The 16,323-nt window shown below is 54.3% G+C and carries 17 protein-coding genes; 6 read left to right on the forward strand and 11 right to left on the reverse strand.

What is annotated here, in order from left to right:
• The first annotated feature begins 118 nt into the window (after positions 1-118).
• From kduD to tcyP, 3 genes are all read left to right on the forward strand, one after another.
• Complete coding sequence (gene kduD / locus ACOTYH_RS01515) at positions 119-880, forward strand: 2-dehydro-3-deoxy-D-gluconate 5-dehydrogenase KduD (RefSeq protein ID WP_017384658.1); 762 nt, start codon at positions 119-121, stop codon at positions 878-880.
• A gap of 95 nt (positions 881-975) precedes the next feature.
• Positions 976-1,566 (forward strand): metal-dependent hydrolase, encoded by a 591-nt coding sequence (locus tag ACOTYH_RS01520; protein ID WP_015570742.1) that lies wholly within the window; start codon positions 976-978, stop codon positions 1,564-1,566.
• 127 nt (positions 1,567-1,693) lie between these two features.
• On the forward strand, positions 1,694-3,085 hold the full coding sequence (gene tcyP / locus ACOTYH_RS01525) for a cystine/sulfocysteine:cation symporter (protein WP_316374109.1): 1,392 nt from the start codon (positions 1,694-1,696) through the stop codon (positions 3,083-3,085).
• A gap of 48 nt (positions 3,086-3,133) precedes the next feature.
• Here the strand turns inward: tcyP and cedA are convergent, their stop codons facing one another.
• Positions 3,134-3,388, reverse strand: a complete 255-nt coding sequence (gene cedA / locus ACOTYH_RS01530) for a cell division activator CedA (RefSeq protein WP_071524159.1) — start codon at positions 3,386-3,388, stop codon at positions 3,134-3,136.
• A gap of 187 nt (positions 3,389-3,575) precedes the next feature.
• Here cedA and katE point away from each other — a divergent pair, with 187 nt between their 5' ends.
• Positions 3,576-5,825 carry a catalase HPII gene (katE, locus tag ACOTYH_RS01535; RefSeq protein WP_032653274.1) on the forward strand — a complete coding sequence of 750 codons (2,250 nt, stop codon included), beginning with the start codon at positions 3,576-3,578 and terminating at the stop codon, positions 5,823-5,825.
• A gap of 89 nt (positions 5,826-5,914) precedes the next feature.
• Here the strand turns inward: katE and chbG are convergent, their stop codons facing one another.
• The 7 genes from chbG to osmE all read right to left on the reverse strand — a co-directional run bounded on the left by chbG (position 5,915) and on the right by osmE (position 11,766).
• Complete coding sequence (gene chbG, locus ACOTYH_RS01540) at positions 5,915-6,664, reverse strand: chitin disaccharide deacetylase (RefSeq protein WP_032653272.1); 750 nt, start codon at positions 6,662-6,664, stop codon at positions 5,915-5,917.
• 11 nt (positions 6,665-6,675) lie between these two features.
• Positions 6,676-8,031: a 6-phospho-beta-glucosidase gene (locus tag ACOTYH_RS01545; RefSeq protein WP_063135065.1), complete on the reverse strand. Its 1,356-nt coding sequence runs from the start codon at positions 8,029-8,031 to the stop codon at positions 6,676-6,678.
• 109 nt (positions 8,032-8,140) lie between these two features.
• Positions 8,141-8,959, reverse strand: coding sequence for a transcriptional regulator ChbR (gene chbR / locus ACOTYH_RS01550; protein WP_017384663.1), 819 nt, complete (start codon positions 8,957-8,959; stop codon positions 8,141-8,143).
• A gap of 29 nt (positions 8,960-8,988) precedes the next feature.
• Positions 8,989-9,336, reverse strand: coding sequence for a PTS N,N'-diacetylchitobiose transporter subunit IIA (chbA, locus tag ACOTYH_RS01555; RefSeq protein ID WP_003857835.1), 348 nt, complete (start codon positions 9,334-9,336; stop codon positions 8,989-8,991).
• 47 nt (positions 9,337-9,383) lie between these two features.
• On the reverse strand, positions 9,384-10,742 hold the full coding sequence (gene chbC, locus ACOTYH_RS01560; RefSeq protein ID WP_421637518.1) for a PTS N,N'-diacetylchitobiose transporter subunit IIC: 1,359 nt from the start codon (positions 10,740-10,742) through the stop codon (positions 9,384-9,386).
• A gap of 80 nt (positions 10,743-10,822) precedes the next feature.
• Positions 10,823-11,140, reverse strand: coding sequence for a PTS N,N'-diacetylchitobiose transporter subunit IIB (chbB, locus tag ACOTYH_RS01565; RefSeq protein WP_015570750.1), 318 nt, complete (start codon positions 11,138-11,140; stop codon positions 10,823-10,825).
• A 281-nt stretch (positions 11,141-11,421) separates the two neighbouring features.
• The gene (gene osmE, locus ACOTYH_RS01570) at positions 11,422-11,766 is read right to left on the reverse strand and encodes an osmotically-inducible lipoprotein OsmE (protein ID WP_003857836.1); all 345 of its coding nucleotides are present in this window, start codon (positions 11,764-11,766) and stop codon (positions 11,422-11,424) included.
• Positions 11,767-11,997: 231 nt separating this feature from the next.
• Here osmE and nadE point away from each other — a divergent pair, with 231 nt between their 5' ends.
• Positions 11,998-12,825, forward strand: coding sequence for an ammonia-dependent NAD(+) synthetase (gene nadE / locus ACOTYH_RS01575; RefSeq protein WP_003857837.1), 828 nt, complete (start codon positions 11,998-12,000; stop codon positions 12,823-12,825).
• 115 nt (positions 12,826-12,940) lie between these two features.
• On the forward strand, positions 12,941-13,819 hold the full coding sequence (cho, locus tag ACOTYH_RS01580; RefSeq protein ID WP_063136382.1) for an excinuclease Cho: 879 nt from the start codon (positions 12,941-12,943) through the stop codon (positions 13,817-13,819).
• Here the strand turns inward: cho and ves are convergent.
• The 3 genes from ves to astE all read right to left on the reverse strand — a co-directional run bounded on the left by ves (position 13,797) and on the right by astE (position 16,319).
• A complete protein-coding gene (gene ves, locus ACOTYH_RS01585) occupies positions 13,797-14,354 on the reverse strand; it encodes an environmental stress-induced protein Ves (RefSeq protein WP_017384666.1) in 558 nt (185 codons plus the stop codon). The genes cho and ves overlap by 23 nt on opposite strands.
• 167 nt (positions 14,355-14,521) lie before the next feature.
• Complete coding sequence (gene spy, locus ACOTYH_RS01590; protein WP_015570753.1) at positions 14,522-15,016, reverse strand: ATP-independent periplasmic protein-refolding chaperone Spy; 495 nt, start codon at positions 15,014-15,016, stop codon at positions 14,522-14,524.
• Between the two features lie 337 nt (positions 15,017-15,353).
• Positions 15,354-16,319, reverse strand: a complete 966-nt coding sequence (gene astE, locus ACOTYH_RS01595) for a succinylglutamate desuccinylase (RefSeq protein WP_421637519.1) — start codon at positions 16,317-16,319, stop codon at positions 15,354-15,356.
• Positions 16,320-16,323 lie beyond the last annotated feature (4 nt).

The raw sequence follows: 16,323 nt of genomic DNA on the forward strand, positions 1-16,323 counted from the left end.
GGCAGCTTCGGCTGCCTGCCTCGCCAAATCAAAACAACGTTTTACTTTATTTGCTTTTCTCATTCCAGACTCCTATTCTTACGTGCAGAATGACAATAACCTGACTTCTGAGGCGCGTATGATACTGGATGCTTTTACTCTGGCAGGAAAAGTGGCGATGGTGACCGGGTGCGATACCGGTCTGGGGCAAGGTATGGCCATTGCCCTCGCCCAGGCAGGATGCGATATCGTGGGGGTTAACCGCAAGGTTCCTGACGAAACGGCAGCGCGCGTTACGGCGCTGGGACGACGCTTTATCGCGATTCGCGCCGATCTTGGCAAGCAGGAGAGTATTCAGAGCGTGGTGGATACCGCAGTCGCTGAGATGGGCCGCATCGATATTCTGGTTAACAATGCCGGCACCATCCGCCGTGCCGATGCGCTGGAATTTAGCGAGAAGGACTGGGACGAGGTCATCGATCTCAATCTGAAATCGGTCTTTTTCCTCTCTCAGGCAGTGGCGAAACAGTTTATCGCGCAGGGTCAGGGCGGCAAGATTATTAACATTGCTTCCATGCTCTCCTTCCAGGGCGGCATCCGGGTGCCCTCCTATACGGCGTCCAAAAGCGGCGTGCTGGGCCTCACCCGCCTGCTGGCGAACGAATGGGCAACGCTGGGCATTAATGTGAATGCTATTGCGCCGGGTTATATGGCGACCAATAACACCCGGCAGCTTCGCGATGATGAGCAGCGCAGCCAGGCGATCCTCGACCGTATTCCGGCGGGTCGCTGGGGTCTGCCGGAGGATTTACAGGGTCCGGTGGTGTTCCTGGCCTCATCGGCCTCTGATTACGTTAACGGCCATACCCTCGCCGTAGACGGTGGCTGGCTGGCGCGCTAACCGTGCGTTTGTGACAAAGAGTTACACCGTCACCTCTTTCACACACTGTATAAAAACCCTATACTGTATGAATCGACAGTTTACCGGGTTTTATCATGACGGCGGAAGGCCACCTGCTTTTTTCACTTGCCTGTGCAGTGTTTGCCAAAAACGCTGAACTGACCCCTGTGCTGGCACAGGGGGACTGGTGGCATATTGTCCCTTCCGCCGTGCTGACCTGCCTGCTGCCGGACATAGATCATCCAAAGTCATTCCTTGGCCAGCGGCTGAAGTGGATTTCAAAACCCATCGCCAGAGCCTTTGGGCATCGCGGATTTACCCACAGCCTGCTGGCCGTATTTGGCCTGCTTACACTCTTCTATTTGAAGGTTCCGGAGAGCTGGATCGTCCCGGCGGATGCCATTCAGGGCATGGTGCTCGGCTACTTAAGCCATATCCTCGCCGATATGCTGACGCCAGCGGGTGTACCGCTGCTCTGGCCCTGCCGCTGGCGTTTCCGTCTGCCAATCCTCGTGCCGCAAAAAGGCAACCAGCTGGAGCGCGTTCTGTGTATGGCGCTGTTTGCGTATGCCGTGTGGATGCCGCAGACATTGCCCGAAAATGGTGCAGTGCGCTGGTCATCGCAAATGATCAACTCGCTACAATTTCAGTTCAATCGTTTTATTAATCACCAGATTGAACATTAAACCGACAATATAATCACTTTTGTCATAAACCATTCCATATGGATATAAGCGCGACATCACACTTCTGATAACCTTGCGCCAACAGGTTCGGTAAAAACCGACCGTATAATAAATCAGGAGAACGGGGATGAATTTTCCACTCATCGCGAACATTGTTATGTTCGTCGTATTGCTATTGCTTCTCGCCCAGGCTCGCCACAAACAGTGGAGCCTGGCGAAAAAGGTACTGGTCGGTCTGGTCATGGGCGTGGTGTTTGGCCTGGCCTTACACGCCATTTACGGCTCCGATAGCCCGGTACTGAAAGATTCTATTCAGTGGTTCAACATTGTCGGTAACGGCTATGTACAGCTGCTGCAAATGATCGTTATGCCGCTGGTATTCGCCTCTATTCTGAGCGCCGTAGCCCGCCTGCATAATGCCTCTCAACTGGGTAAAATCAGTTTCCTGACCATTGGTACCCTGCTCTTCACCACGCTGATTGCGGCGCTGGTGGGTGTGCTGGTAACCAATCTGTTTGGCCTGACTGCTGAAGGTCTGGTGCAGGGTAGCGCTGAAACCGCGCGTCTGACGGCGATTGAGACCAACTACGTGGGTAAAGTGGCCGATCTGACCGTTCCGCAGATGGTGCTTTCCTTCATTCCGAAGAACCCGTTCGCTGACCTGACCGGTGCAAGCCCAACCTCCATTATCAGCGTGGTGATCTTCGCGGCATTCCTGGGCGTGGCTGCGCTCAAGCTGCTGAAGGACGATGCGCCGAAAGGCGAGCGCGTTCTGACAGCCATCGATACCCTGCAAAGCTGGGTGATGAAGCTGGTGCGTCTGGTCATGCAGCTGACGCCGTACGGTGTCCTGGCGCTGATGACCAAAGTCGTGGCAGGCTCTAACCTGCAAGACATCATCAAGCTTGGCAGCTTTGTGATCGCCTCTTATCTGGGGCTGGGCATTATGTTTGTGGTGCACGGTATCCTGCTGGGCGTGAACGGCGTTAGCCCGCTGAAATATTTCCGCAAAGTCTGGCCGGTGCTGACCTTCGCCTTCACCAGCCGTTCCAGCGCGGCATCTATCCCGCTGAACGTGGAAGCACAGACCCGTCGTCTGGGCGTACCGGAGTCTATCGCCAGCTTCTCGGCCTCCTTTGGCGCCACCATCGGGCAGAACGGCTGTGCGGGTCTCTACCCGGCGATGCTGGCCGTGATGGTTGCCCCAACCGTGGGGATTAACCCGCTGGATCCGGTCTGGATTGCGACGCTGGTGGGTATCGTGACCATTAGCTCCGCCGGTGTTGCGGGCGTGGGCGGCGGCGCGACCTTCGCTGCGCTGATCGTTCTGCCTGCGCTGGGACTGCCGGTGACGCTGGTTGCCCTGCTGATCTCTGTTGAACCGCTGATCGATATGGGGCGAACCGCCCTGAACGTGAGTGGCTCAATGACCGCCGGTACCCTGACCAGCCAGTGGCTGAAGCAGACCGACAAAACGATTCTCGACAGTGAAGAAGATGCGGAACTGGCCCATCGTTAATCACGGCTGAAATAAAAAAACCGCCTGCGGGCGGTTTTTTTATGGCTGTTATTCTTCAACCTCTTCATCCTGGCGGGTCTGCACAGCCCATCGCTGCGCCGATTCCGGCACCGTAAACGCAGGGGAGCGACGGAAGTGCTCGCCAATCAGCACGAAGGCAACGTATTTACCCCGTAACATCCAGACATCGCGAAAACCATCCACTTTCAGGGCATGGTCAGGCGGCGCGGGTTCAACGCGGGGCACATAGCTAATAACCTGGCGGTTTTGTTGACGAAGAGGTTTCATAAGCGACGGGTTCACTAAAGCAAATTCTTAAAGCAGGAAATTTCTATCATAGCCGATTCCCCCCCCACCCGTCGCGCCTGACGTGAGGCAGATGGCTCCTTTCGCTAATCACTTATCTGAAAACGCTTAGTTCGCCTGCTAATTCATCACATTGTTCTATCCTTAATAGGGTTTTCAGGAACGAACAAAGGAGAATCGTGCAATGTCGAACAATGATAAACCACATCAAGCCCCTATTCATGGCACCGAAGAATCTCAACCGGGAATGGACTCACTCGCCCCTGCGGATGGCTCTCATAAACCGTCGCCGGGCCTGTCCGCGCCGGGCGAGCAACCTACTGCACCGGGAAGCGTGAAGTCGCCCGATGCGGATAACGAGAAGTTAAAATCTCTCGACCCGCACCGCAAAGGGGGTGAAGGCTATGCGCTGACCACCAATCAGGGCGTGCGTATCGCCGATGACCAGAACTCCCTGCGCGCCGGAACGCGCGGCCCGACGCTGCTGGAAGATTTCATCCTGCGGGAAAAAATCACCCATTTCGACCATGAGCGTATTCCTGAGCGTATCGTTCACGCTCGCGGCTCCGCGGCGCACGGCTATTTCCAGCCGTACAAGAGCCTGAAGGCGATCACGAAGGCGGATTTCCTTTCCGATCCGAACAAAATCACACCGGTATTTGTGCGCTTCTCTACCGTACAGGGCGGCGCGGGTTCGGCCGATACGGTGCGTGATATCCGCGGCTTCGCCACCAAATTCTATACCGAAGAGGGCATTTTCGACCTCGTCGGGAATAACACCCCGGTTTTCTTCATTCAGGATGCGCATAAGTTCCCTGACTTTGTCCATGCGGTAAAACCAGAGCCACACTGGGCCATACCGCAGGGACAAAGTGCGCATGACACCTTCTGGGACTACGTCTCCCTGCAACCGGAAACCCTTCACAACGTGATGTGGGCGATGTCTGACCGGGGGATCCCACGCAGCTATCGCACCATGGAAGGGTTTGGTATTCATACCTTCCGTCTGATTAACGCTGAAGGTAAAGCGACGTTTGTGCGTTTCCACTGGAAACCGGTCGCGGGGAAAGCATCCCTGGTGTGGGATGAAGCACAGAAGCTGACCGGGCGCGATCCGGACTTCCACCGTCGCGAACTGTGGGAATCCATTGAAGCCGGTGATTTCCCGGAATACGAGCTGGGGTTACAGCTGATCCCGGAAGAGGACGAGTTCAAATTCGACTTCGACCTGCTCGACCCGACCAAGCTTATTCCTGAGGAGCTGGTGCCGGTTCAGCTAGTGGGCAAAATGGTGCTTAACCGCAACCCGGATAACTTCTTCGCGGAGAATGAGCAGGCTGCGTTCCACCCGGGCCATATTGTGCCGGGGCTGGATTTCACCAACGATCCGCTGCTACAGGGCCGGCTGTTCTCTTACACCGATACGCAGATCAGCCGTCTCGGTGGACCGAACTTCCACGAAATTCCTATCAACCGTCCGACCTGCCCGTACCATAACTTCCAGCGTGACGGGATGCATCGCCAGGATATCGATACCAACCCGGCGAACTACGAGCCAAACTCCATTAACGATAACTGGCCGCGTGAAACCCCGCCGGGGCCAAAACGTGGCGGATTTGAGTCGTATCAGGAGCGCGTGGACGGAACAAAAATTCGCGAGCGCAGCCCGTCATTCGGCGAATATTACGCTCAGCCTCGCCTGTTCTGGAACAGCCAGACCCCGATTGAACAGCAGCACATTATCGGCGGTTTCAGCTTTGAGCTGAGCAAAGTGGTGCGTACCTACATTCGCGAGCGCGTGGTCGACCATCTGGCGCATATTGATATCCAGCTTGCTCAGGGCGTGGCGAATAATCTCGGCATCACGCTGACTGACGAGCAATGCCATGCCGCACCGCCAAAAGACGTGAACGGGCTGAAGAAGGATCCGTCCCTGAGCCTGTACGCGGTACCTGGCGGGTCAATTAAAGGCCGCGTAGTGGCTATCCTGCTGAATGATAAACCGCGCGCCAGCGACGTGCTGGGGATCATGAAGGCGCTCAAAACCCAGGGCGTACATGCCAAACTGCTTTACTCCCGCATGGGTGAAGTGACAGCCGACGATGGCTCTGTCCTGCCAATTGCCGCGACCTTCGCCGGGGCACCGTCGCTGACGGTTGACGCGGTGATTATGCCGTGCGGCGACGTTGAGAGCCTGCTCGGTAACGGTGATGCCGCCTATTATCTGCTGGAAGCCTATAAGCACCTGAAGCCAATCGCCCTGGCAGGCGATGCGCGGAAGTTTAAATCTCTGCTGAAGGTACCGGATCAAGGGGAAGAAGGCATTGTCGAAGGTGATAACATTGACGATGCGTTTATGACCCGGTTGTTTGACCTGCTTGCCGCGCACCGTGTGTGGTCGCGCAGCAGCAAGACCGACCAGATACCGGCGTAAAAAAAAGCCGGGTGGCGCTGCGCTTACCCGGCCTACATTTCGATTGCTTTTGTAGGCCCGGTAAGGCGAAGCCGCCACCGGGCTTTATCTCAAAGATCCCTGAACGTCCCCAGACGATACCCACGCTCGGCAATCGCGTACTTCAACGACGCCGACGTCAGCACATCCAGTTCCGCCAGACGCGGCCAGCAGTAGGCGCTCTTACGTACGATGTTATCGACAAACGCCGGGTGCGCCATTACCTCAAGCGAGCGCTCCCCTTTCGCGGCGGACTCATCCAGCACCTTCAGGAACAGCGCTTCGTCGATCTCGTCGCCATAAAATGCGCTGCTGAACGCCTCCGTTGACGTCACCGCGACGTCCGGCAGCCCGCGCACCTCACGATCCATGCGCATCGCCACGCCTCTACGTTGCGCAAACTCTGCCACAAGCGGGAAAATCGCCGGGATCATATGCACATGATGATGGCTGTCAATATGGGTAGGCTCGCGGCCAAACACATCCACAAAGCGGTTAAACTGGCAATCCAGCTCGCGGGCAATCTCATCGAGCGGCAGAGCGTCCTGCTCCGCCATTTCCCAAATCCATTTCCCCAGCTGGCCGTCGCGCGTCAGGCCCGGCATTGGCGAAAGGGGCAACCCAAGCGTCAGCACAAAGTGCATGCCCACGCCCAGCTCGGGCAGCTCACGGCTTAACTGCGCCGCATGTTCCACCGCCTCACCGTTGATGAGCGCTGTTGTAGAGGTCACGACGCCCCGGCGACAGGCTTCAATAATGCCGTAGTTCTGCCCTTTTGACAGACCAAAATCATCGGCATTGACGATCAGCAGGTTTTCCATCGCGCCTCCTCTTAACGGTGTGTGAGTTTCAGTTTCTCAACCGTTGCAGCAAAGTTTGGCAGCCATTTTTCATGCGCCAGGATCATCTCACCCGCGAGTTTTTCAGCGTCACGGTCAGAATGCACCAGCGGGCTGAGGTTCAGCGCCAGCAGCACGTCATTCAGCTCGCCGCTCAGGGCCGCATTGCTCGCCGCCACTTCAAAGCCTTTGATGGTGTGAATCAGGCCCATCACCTTATCGTCGAAGTGGTTAATGCGGGGATGCGGTTTTGCACCCTCGCGCCCAAGGATGCAGGTCATCTCAACGGCCCAGTCTGCCGGGATATTATCGATGTGCCCGTGATGGGGAACATTTACATAGTGCTCGGCCTGCTTGTCATTGTAAATGGCGTTAATCACTTCACACGCGGCATCCGAATAGTATGCCCCGCCGCGCTGCTCCAGCTCTTTCGGTTTGACGTTCAGGTTCGGATCTTTATACAAATCAAAAAGCTGCTTCTCTACTTTCTGTACAACCTGAGCGCGTGCGCCACCTTTGTAGTATTCGCCCATTTCAATGGCCAGCATCTCTTTCTGCTTGAAGTAGTAGAGCAGATACGAGCACGGCAGCAGATTCAGGGAGCGGATCAGCCCTTCGCTGAACGGCAGATCGAAAATGTTTTTCACCGAGGCCGCGGTCAGGCGACCAGAGGCGACGCCGTCGAGCAGTTCCGCAAAGCGCGATTGCCCGTTCACTATCACATCTTTGATAAAGACCATGTGATTCAGGCCGAACAGATCAATGGAGAGATCATCGTTATCGGTCAGTTCCAGTACATCGCGGATGAACATCTTCATGCCAATCGGAATATTGCAGACGCCGATAAAGCGTTTGAAACCGGTGTGGCGATAGACTGCCTCGGTGACCATCCCGGCCGGGTTGGTAAAGTTGATCACCCAGGCGTTCGGGCAGATCTCCTCCACGTCTTTAATGATGTCAAAAATGACCGGAATAGTACGCAGGCCTTTAAACAGGCCACCTGCCCCGTTGGTTTCCTGGCCCAGATAACCGTGGCTCAGCGGAATGCGCTCGTCCAGCTCACGCGCCTTCAGCTGGCCGACGCGCAGCTGCGTGGTCACGAAGTCAGCATCTTTCAGTGCCAGGCGGCGATCCAGCGTTTTATGCATGGTTAAGGGCACGCCCGCTTTTTCAACCATGCGTTTGCACAGTTCAAAAATAATATTCAGCTTCTCCTGACCTTCTTCAACATCCACCAGCCATAATTCGCTGACCGGTAATTCATGATACCGTTTCAGGAAACCTTCAAGTAATTCCGGGGTATAGCTGCTGCCGCCACCAATGGTTACGACTTTTAATTTCTGTTGCATAATATCTCCCTTAGCGTATCAGGTTAATCGCCTGCAAGGTATAGCGTACTCTTCCCGCTATTTGGGCAAGCCATTACGTCACTGTTCCTGGCGGATAAACCGCCGAAAGTTAATTAATTACCGTTAAATTTTTGCGGTAACTGTTCGGTGTGAATGAAGTCAATTTTTTAAAGGTTTTAATAAACAGGCTGGGGCTGCTGTAACCCGATTCGTAAGCGATATCGGTGACAGAGTAGTTAGTAATTTCCAGCTGTTTTTTGGCAAAGTTAATGCGGATTTCATTAATGATTTGTACAGGCGTTTTACGGTAATAACGCTGCGTGGCGCGCGTCAAATATTCCTGCGATTTACCCGACAGCGCCACCATATTCTCCAGGGCGTTATCGCTGAACTGTCCTTTATCGTGCATCAGCTCCACGGTACTGCGCAGCCACTGAGGAATATCATCCACCACCTGCTGTTCTTCACGGTGATGGCGGAGGCGATTCATGACGTAGAACGTCACGGTTTCAATAAATTCATCAAATTCATTGTCGCGGAAATTCAGCGATGCGATAACCGTTTCAATCCAGGTCATAAACTCATTTTTAACGCGATACACCTGTGACGCCACAAAGCAGAACGGCACCAGCGGCAGATAGTGCTTCTCGAAGAAACGCCTGCTCACCCCTACGTTCAGAATGCGCGTCGCACCAAACTCATAAAAGCTCTGGTGATAAGATCCCATTGGCAGGAAGACGAAATCGCCACGCTCAAGCAGGACGCGCTTACCGTTGATCTCCTGATAGTAGCGGCCGGTCAGAACAATCGTGAACTCGTAGTAGTCATGCTGGTGCAGACCGCTGGCGCTCTCCGTTTTGTTGTAAATCACCACGTGAAAATTTTTGCCATTAAACAGCTGTTGCTCATGTGCGGTTTTGATTTCCATCGTGCTGACCTCCTGCTACTTCAACTGACTTATTGCATCTTCTCGTGAAGCTCGATGAGCTCCGCGACCAGCTCGCGTGCCAGCATGGAGGTCATCAGATGATCCTGCGCATGTACCAGCACCAGACTCACTTTCATCTTCCCTTCGCCCTGGTCGCTTTCGATGAGCTTCGTCTGCACCAGATGCGCTTCGTTTAACGCTGTACGGGACTGCTCCATCATGGTTTTCGCGGCAACGAAGTCGCCCTGCTTAGCCTGCTTAAGCGCCGCATACGCCAGGCTGCGTGCCTGCCCGGAGTTGATGATGAGGCCCATCACCACCTCTTCCAGATCATTCTCTGCGGTTTCTTCGGCAACGATACTCTCTAAATCTAACATCTTTAAGCTCCTTTCCGCTGGCGCGGGTTGCCCCGCGCCGTGCAATTTTAGAATTTCAGTGCGAGGGCGATATCCTCTTCGCTCTCTTCTTCATCGATAACCGTTGCGGCCTTGTTCGCAATCGCCACGAACGGCATGTAGAGCAGGGTTGCAATCCCGAGGTTGAATATCGCCAGCAGGAAGGCCGCCACGCTACCGTTGGTGTTGAAGAACGCGCCCAGACCAGCCGGCATCGTCCACGGCGCAATGTTGGTCACCGGCGGGATAATGCCCAGGTAGTACGCCGTCAGCGTAATCGCGGCCAGCAGCGGCTGAACCAGGATGAAGGGAATGAACATCACCGGGTTCATGATAATTGGCAGACCAAACAGGATCGGCTCGTTAATCTGGAAGATGCCTGATGGCAGGGCCAGCTTCGCAACCTGACGATGGTCGGCGCGGCGAGAGACAATAAAGACCGCGATGATCAGACCCAACGTCGCCCCGGTACCGCCCAGGAAGATATAGGAGTCAAGCATCGGCTTCGCCCACACATGGAAGGTTTTACCGGCCGCCAGCGCCGCATCGACGGAGCCGTACTGCTGGTAAAACGCGACGTTTTCCAGTGCCCACGGGGTCATAATACCGCTGTCCAGCGCCGCCAGTGCCAGTGAACCATGCACGCCGAAGAACCACAGCAGGGAGGTAAAGATGACATACGCCCAACCGACCACGCTACCCATCGACGCCAGCGGCGTTGAGATAGAGTCCATAATGATCTGGTGGAAGTTTGTGCCCCAGTGAGAGAGCGCCCAGGCAATAATCCCCATGATGGAGAGAATAATGAAGCCCGGAATCAACGCGGAAAATGAACGAGAAACGGAGGCCGGAACGCTATCCGGCAAGCGGATAACCCAGTTACGGCGAATAATGAAGGTGAACATTTCGGCCACCACCAGCCCGATAATAATACCGGAAATGATGTTTGCCCCACCCAGCCAGTTGGCGCCAACGGCGTAAGCGTCACCCACGCTGTACGGTGTGACGGTCATGAACGCGGCAATGGACAGTAAGCCTGCCGCAAGCGGATCCACTTTACGCTCTTCCGCCAGCGCCATTCCGATAAAGAAAGGCGCCATTAGCGACATAATACCCAACGTACCATTGTATACGTTGCCGCCAATGGCTTTTAAACCATTAAGGGTTTCAATAGTTGAAGCATCTAACCTAATTCCTAATGAATAAAAAAAGGAACCTTCTCCAAAGCTCAGAAAAACGTTGTTAATTAAAACGAACATTGCCCCGGCTAATGTCAACGGCATTAATTTAATAAAGCCGTTCTTAATGGCATTAACGTGAGGCTGCTTTCCTATTTTAACAGCAAAAGGAAGGAGTACCTTTTCAAGTGAAGCGATGACTTTACTCATAGGAAAATACCCTTAAATGCCGCAACGACCGTTACGGCGTATTGTGTGTGAAATAACTCTTTGACGGGAAAAATAAAAAATTAATTAGCAGCTTTTTTAATCGCCGCAACGGCAGCTTTTAATACACCTAAACCATCAATCTTGCCGTATAAAACGGAATCGATCACTTCGACCGGCTTATTGGGTAGCAGACGCTGAATTTCTGGCAGCATATAAGCGATTTGCGGCCCGAGTAAAATAACGTCTGCTGTCTGGCCCTTCTCGCCCGCCAGCGTTTCCGGAAACGCCTCAATCACCACAGGGACTTCATATTTTTCGGCCTGCGCGCGCATTTTGGAAACCAGCAGCGAAGTGGACATGCCCGCAGAGCAAAACAGATAGATATGTTTCTTTTCCATGATAACTTCCCTCTTGTTTGGCTACCCGCCGTCTCGCTATCACTCGACTCGCTATCCTGGCTGACGGGCAGTGTGCTGAACATTGTTTGTCGTTGAAGTGAGTATACGCAATGGTACAGGGAGGGGATAATTCTGGATAGACTGAAATTGTCTCTCATTGACCTGGCTTGTTGACTACCTTCACATTTCAGGCAAATAATTCGCGCCAAGAAATAAGATTCACGTATGCATAAAAAAACCGGCCTTCCGGCCGGTTTGTTAACGCTCTCAGGCAAGCAGGCTTACTGTGCCTTAGGTGCCTGTGGGTCGGTGTCGTATTCGGCACAGGTCTGGTAACCAGAATTGATCACGTGACCCGTATCATCCAGGGCGACAAAATAGGTCTCTGCCTTACCATCACGTTGACCCAGAATATAGGTCTGGCAGGTACCACGCGCGTGGATCATAGTGACTTCTGAAGAAGGTTTACCGGCAATGGCTGCAACCTGGGAACGCGTCATGCCTTTTTTGACGTCTTTTACCACTGGCTGTGTGAACTGATCTTTAGTGCGATCGTAAGCTGTACACCCTGCCAGCATAGTCAGTACCGCCGCTGCGCTTAAAATTCCTGCTACGTTCTTGTTCATATTCCGTCCTCTTGTTTATCAGCGTGTTAACTAAGCATGGGATAAAAATTACTATTGTTCAACTTTGCGAGTTACGCCAGACGAATTTCGGAAAATTCTAATAAAACAACGGTAAGCTGCTAAATCGCTGTAAAACAGTACACTCAAAACTGTGATCCTTGTCGTTTCCCCGACAAAGGGTTAGTTTTAACAGATCACACTTTCTGTTTGGTTCTGCATAGGGAGGGCGTAATGGCTCTGCAACAAGAAATTATTCAGGCGCTGGGCGCGAAACCTGCGATTGATGCCAATGAAGAGATCCGTCGTAGCGTTGATTTTTTGAAAGCTTACCTGTCTGCACACCCTTTCCTGAAGACGCTGGTGCTGGGCATCAGCGGCGGTCAGGATTCCACTCTGGCCGGTAAGCTGAGCCAGATGGCCATCTCCGAGTTGCGTGACGAGACCGGTGACACCGCGCTGCAATTTATTGCCGTACGTCTGCCGTATGGCGTGCAGGCCGACGAGCAGGACTGTCAGGATGCGATTGCGTTTATTCAGCCGGACCGTGTTCTTACCGTAAACATCAAAGGTTCGGTACTGGCCAGCGAGCAGGCCCTGCGTGAAGCCGGTATTGAACTGAGCGATTTTGTCCGCGGCAACGAGAAAGCCCGTGAGCGCATGAAAGCGCAGTACAGTATCGCAGGGATGACCAAAGGGGTCGTCGTCGGCACTGACCACGCCGCGGAAGCCATCACCGGCTTCTTCACCAAATACGGCGATGGCGGCACGGATATCAACCCCCTCTTCCGCCTGAACAAGCGTCAGGGTAAGCAACTGCTGGCGGCGTTGGGCTGCCCGGAGCACCTGTATAAGAAGGCGCCAACGGCGGACCTGGAGGACGATCGCCCTTCCCTGCCGGATGAAGCGGCGCTGGGCGTTACGTATGACAACATCGATGATTATCTGGAAGGCAAAACGCTCGACGAAGGTACCGCTAAAATTATCGAAGGCTGGTATCTGAAAACCGAGCATAAGCGCCGTCCGCCCATTACGGTGTTTGATGATTTCTGGAAAAAGTAAAAGCAAAATGGTAACTCCGCTTTGCAGGCCGGGTAAGGCGTAGCCGCCACCCGGCTCTTTTTTAACCACCAAACACCTGCTACACTGTATGCCTGAACAGTATATGGAGCAGTATGTGAGCAGGCGTCAATCCGCCCCGCGTCTTGAGTTCGAAGCGGCGGCTATCTACGAATATCCCGAGCATCTTCGCCCCTGGCTTGAGGCACTGCCTAAACAGCCTGGCGTCTATTTCTTCCACGGCGACAGCGACACCATGCCGCTCTATATCGGCAAAAGCGTGAATATCCGCAGCCGGGTGATGTCGCACCTGCGTACGCCGGATGAAGCATCGATGCTCAGGCAGTCCCGGCGGATCACCTGGATCGAGACGGCAGGCGAACTGGGCGCGCTTCTGCTCGAAGCCCGGCTCATCAAGGAACAGCAGCCGCTGTTTAACAAACGCCTGCGCCGCAACCGCCAGCTGTGTTCCTTGCAGATTAACGCAGGAAAACCGCAGGTCGTTTATGCCCGGGAAGTGGATTTTTCGCATGAACCCAATCTTTACGGTCTGTTTGCCAACAAACGTGCCGCACTGCAAACCCTGCAATCCCTGGCTGATGAATTACAGCTTTGTTACGGCCTGTTAGGACTGGAAGCCACCACCCGTGGTCGCGCCTGTTTCCGCTCAGCGCTGAAACGCTGCGCCGGGGCGTGCTGTGGAAAAGAGAGCGTTGAAGAACATCATGCCCGGTTTATGGCTGGCCTGGCCTCTATCAGCGTTAACTGCTGGCCGTGGGAAGGCGCGGTGGCGCTGAAAGAAACCCGCGATGGGATGACGCACTATCACATCATCCGCAACTGGCTCTGGCTTGGCGCCGTTGAAAATCTGGATGACGCTACCGCTCTGCTGCGCACCCCTGCCGGTTTCGATCAGGATGGTTACAAAATTCTCTGCAAGCCACTGTTAACCGGAAAATATGAGATCATCGTCCTCAATGACCCGGCAGCCAGGTAATTTCACTGAACAGCAGCGACCCCTTCGTTTCCAGTAAACGGAGGGTATGACTGCCCGCTTCCCAGCTGGCGCCCTGATCGGCGGTCAGTAATTTGTCGCCCAGTTGCCAGGCGCCGCTTAATACGAACGCCACCCCACCGCGTGATGCGAAGGTAGTGAACGTCCGGGTAGCAACGCGCACCTTTGCCTGGCAGCAATCCCGTCGGGTCATGATGTTGAAGTCCATCGACATCTGCCCCTCTGTGAGCACGGCTTTCACCGCCAGATCGCCCGCAAATCGGTAAGGCTGATGATGCTTCAGGGTATGACAAAACGCCCTGCCTGCATCCAGGGTCACCTCGCCGCCCTCCAGCAGCGTAATCACCCGGTCAACGCCCGGGAACGCGGAAAATTCGCCGTTACTGGCGATGGAGGCAATACTGGCCCGCCAGAAAAAATCCCGCGTCGCGGGAGGAAAACAGCAAATCTCACGCGTCTCACCCGCACCATTACGCCAGAGACTGACCGGCATTTTACGGATATCAAAGAATTCCATGACCACTCCTGAAGGACGCACCGTGCGCCAGGGCATTTTCACAGACGTATTATCGGCAGCAGTCAGGCCAGACCTTAGGCATGGGATAAAAGAAAAACCGCCGGTCCTGTCCACAGCGTTTTCGCTTTTGTAGACAGGAGCCCGGCGGTCTTAAGAGAGTGAACCGATTATTCGGTTGGTGCAGGCATTTTACCTTCCGGCGCTGCACGTTCTGTCAGACGCTTCTCAAAATTGGCATTAAATTGCTTTTTCTGTTCCGGCGTCAGAATGTTGTAAATCTTGTTCTGAGTTTCCATGTGGGCCAGCATGCGCGCTTTATGCTGCTCGGCCATTTTGTCGATCTGCGCTTCCGCTTTTGCTTTATCGAAGCTGTCGCTGGCAATGATGTCATGCATTGCGCGGCGCTCTTCCAGCGGAGGACGTTTCATCTGGTCACGCTGGCTTTTCATGATGTCGCGGATCTGCTGCTTCTGCGCATCGGTGAGGTTCAGATCTTTAAACATCATCATCTCATGGTGCATACCCGGCTTGCCTTTATGATGCATCATCATTTTGCCTTCCGTCGGCGCGGCGGTAGTGGTCGCGGTATCGGCGGCGAACGCCATGCTGGTAGCGCCCAGAGCCAGGGTAGAGGCAACAAACAGTGCAGTTAATTTACGCATAATGTCTTTCCTTACTTTCAGTTATTCTTCGGCGCTATGCCGTGTTGACGAGATTAATTTTACGGGGTTTATCGTCAATTAGTCAGAGCAACGGTAAAACAATGAAAGTGTAAAAAACAACTTTTCGCCAATTGTGGAGAAATTAAGGAAAAAGCGTGGAGAGATGAAACAAAAACATTCAACAGCATGATTTTAAAGAGATTATGGAGAAGTATAGCGAAGTGCCGTTTAATAATAAAGCAATTCTCCAGGAATATTCCGCAAACAATACCAGAGCGCTTTTAACGCTAAGAAATTTATTCTTCATTTCCCCTCCGGTCTGCGCGAGGGGAGACGATCAGGGCATTTTTTCCAGCATCAGGCCAGCTCGCAAACCAAACGCGACCGACGGATTAGGAAATAAAACATATTCCGTGGATTTCTGTACCGCATAGCGCGTCTCACCATCTTCCGCCAGCAGGACGCCCTGGCGAAACGGCGTAAAGTTCAGCGTATGGGGCGCCATATGTAGCTGGAAAGCCTCGCTTTGACGCGTGATCTGCTGCACGACCCGATAGCGCACAACGGGTTCCCGGGAGGGTTCCGGCGCAACCCCGGCGAGCAACGCCCGAAGCGCCTGATGCGTAGGGGCAAAACGCGTCAGGTCGTTTTGCCCGAACGGCAGCGCTTTTCCCAGCTCCAGGGTGCAGGATAACGCGCCAACATTCTCGCAGGTGAAGTGGGTAAACGTGCCGCCTGGCGTCTGGTGGAAAACCAGCGCCTCCAGCCCCGCGTCGCCAAGCCAGGTCAGAAACGCCTCATCCCACGGCTGATGACGCTGCGGTAACACGCCAAAACGCACGTGGTACGAGGCGCGAATGGCCGTATGCAGATCGAGGTGCCAGCGTGTTTCCCCCGCCCCGGCAAAAAACGCCGTGACCACCTTCTCCAGCCATTGCGCGCGTGTCGTCTCAACACTCTGTGGAAACTGCGCCCAGCGACCACCAAACATGCGGTTGATGTCGCTCACGAGATACCGTTTATTTTGCGCCAGCGCAGGCGGATTTCCCAGCACCACCAGCAGACGGCAGTGCAGCGTGATCTCTGCGCGAAACAGCGCGCGCAGCAAAAGATCGACAATCTCCACGGGCGCGGTTTCGTTTCCGTGAATGCCGGTCGAAAGCAGCAGCGACAGGTCATATTCCCCCGTCGGCGTCAGTTCAAGCACGCCCCGCCCCAGCCATCGCCAGTGGAACGAGGGGCCTTCCCCCTCGTGCCGCTCCGGTGTCTCTTCGGCCAGCGTCAGCGCCAGTAAGTTTTCCATATCA

The sequence above is a fragment of the Enterobacter cloacae complex sp. SHL001 genome, from assembly GCF_049236825.1.
In the GTDB taxonomy this organism is placed as follows: Bacteria; Pseudomonadota; Gammaproteobacteria; order Enterobacterales; family Enterobacteriaceae; genus Enterobacter; species Enterobacter hormaechei_C.

Coding starts and splice junctions, on each gene's coding strand:
- kduD (WP_017384658.1), top strand. CDS start 119: ATGATACTGGATGCTTTTACTCTGGCAGGAAAAGTGGCGATGGTGACC.
- ACOTYH_RS01520 (WP_015570742.1), top strand. CDS start 976: ATGACGGCGGAAGGCCACCTGCTTTTTTCACTTGCCTGTGCAGTGTTT.
- tcyP (WP_316374109.1), top strand. CDS start 1,694: ATGAATTTTCCACTCATCGCGAACATTGTTATGTTCGTCGTATTGCTA.
- katE (WP_032653274.1), top strand. CDS start 3,576: ATGTCGAACAATGATAAACCACATCAAGCCCCTATTCATGGCACCGAA.
- chbG (WP_032653272.1), bottom strand. CDS start 6,664: ATGGAAAACCTGCTGATCGTCAATGCCGATGATTTTGGTCTGTCAAAA.
- ACOTYH_RS01545 (WP_063135065.1), bottom strand. CDS start 8,031: ATGCAACAGAAATTAAAAGTCGTAACCATTGGTGGCGGCAGCAGCTAT.
- chbR (WP_017384663.1), bottom strand. CDS start 8,959: ATGGAAATCAAAACCGCACATGAGCAACAGCTGTTTAATGGCAAAAAT.
- chbA (WP_003857835.1), bottom strand. CDS start 9,336: ATGTTAGATTTAGAGAGTATCGTTGCCGAAGAAACCGCAGAGAATGAT.
- chbC (WP_421637518.1), bottom strand. CDS start 10,742: ATGAGTAAAGTCATCGCTTCACTTGAAAAGGTACTCCTTCCTTTTGCT.
- chbB (WP_015570750.1), bottom strand. CDS start 11,140: ATGGAAAAGAAACATATCTATCTGTTTTGCTCTGCGGGCATGTCCACT.
- osmE (WP_003857836.1), bottom strand. CDS start 11,766: ATGAACAAGAACGTAGCAGGAATTTTAAGCGCAGCGGCGGTACTGACT.
- nadE (WP_003857837.1), top strand. CDS start 11,998: ATGGCTCTGCAACAAGAAATTATTCAGGCGCTGGGCGCGAAACCTGCG.
- ves (WP_017384666.1), bottom strand. CDS start 14,354: ATGGAATTCTTTGATATCCGTAAAATGCCGGTCAGTCTCTGGCGTAAT.
- spy (WP_015570753.1), bottom strand. CDS start 15,016: ATGCGTAAATTAACTGCACTGTTTGTTGCCTCTACCCTGGCTCTGGGC.
- astE (WP_421637519.1), bottom strand. CDS start 16,319: ATGGAAAACTTACTGGCGCTGACGCTGGCCGAAGAGACACCGGAGCGG.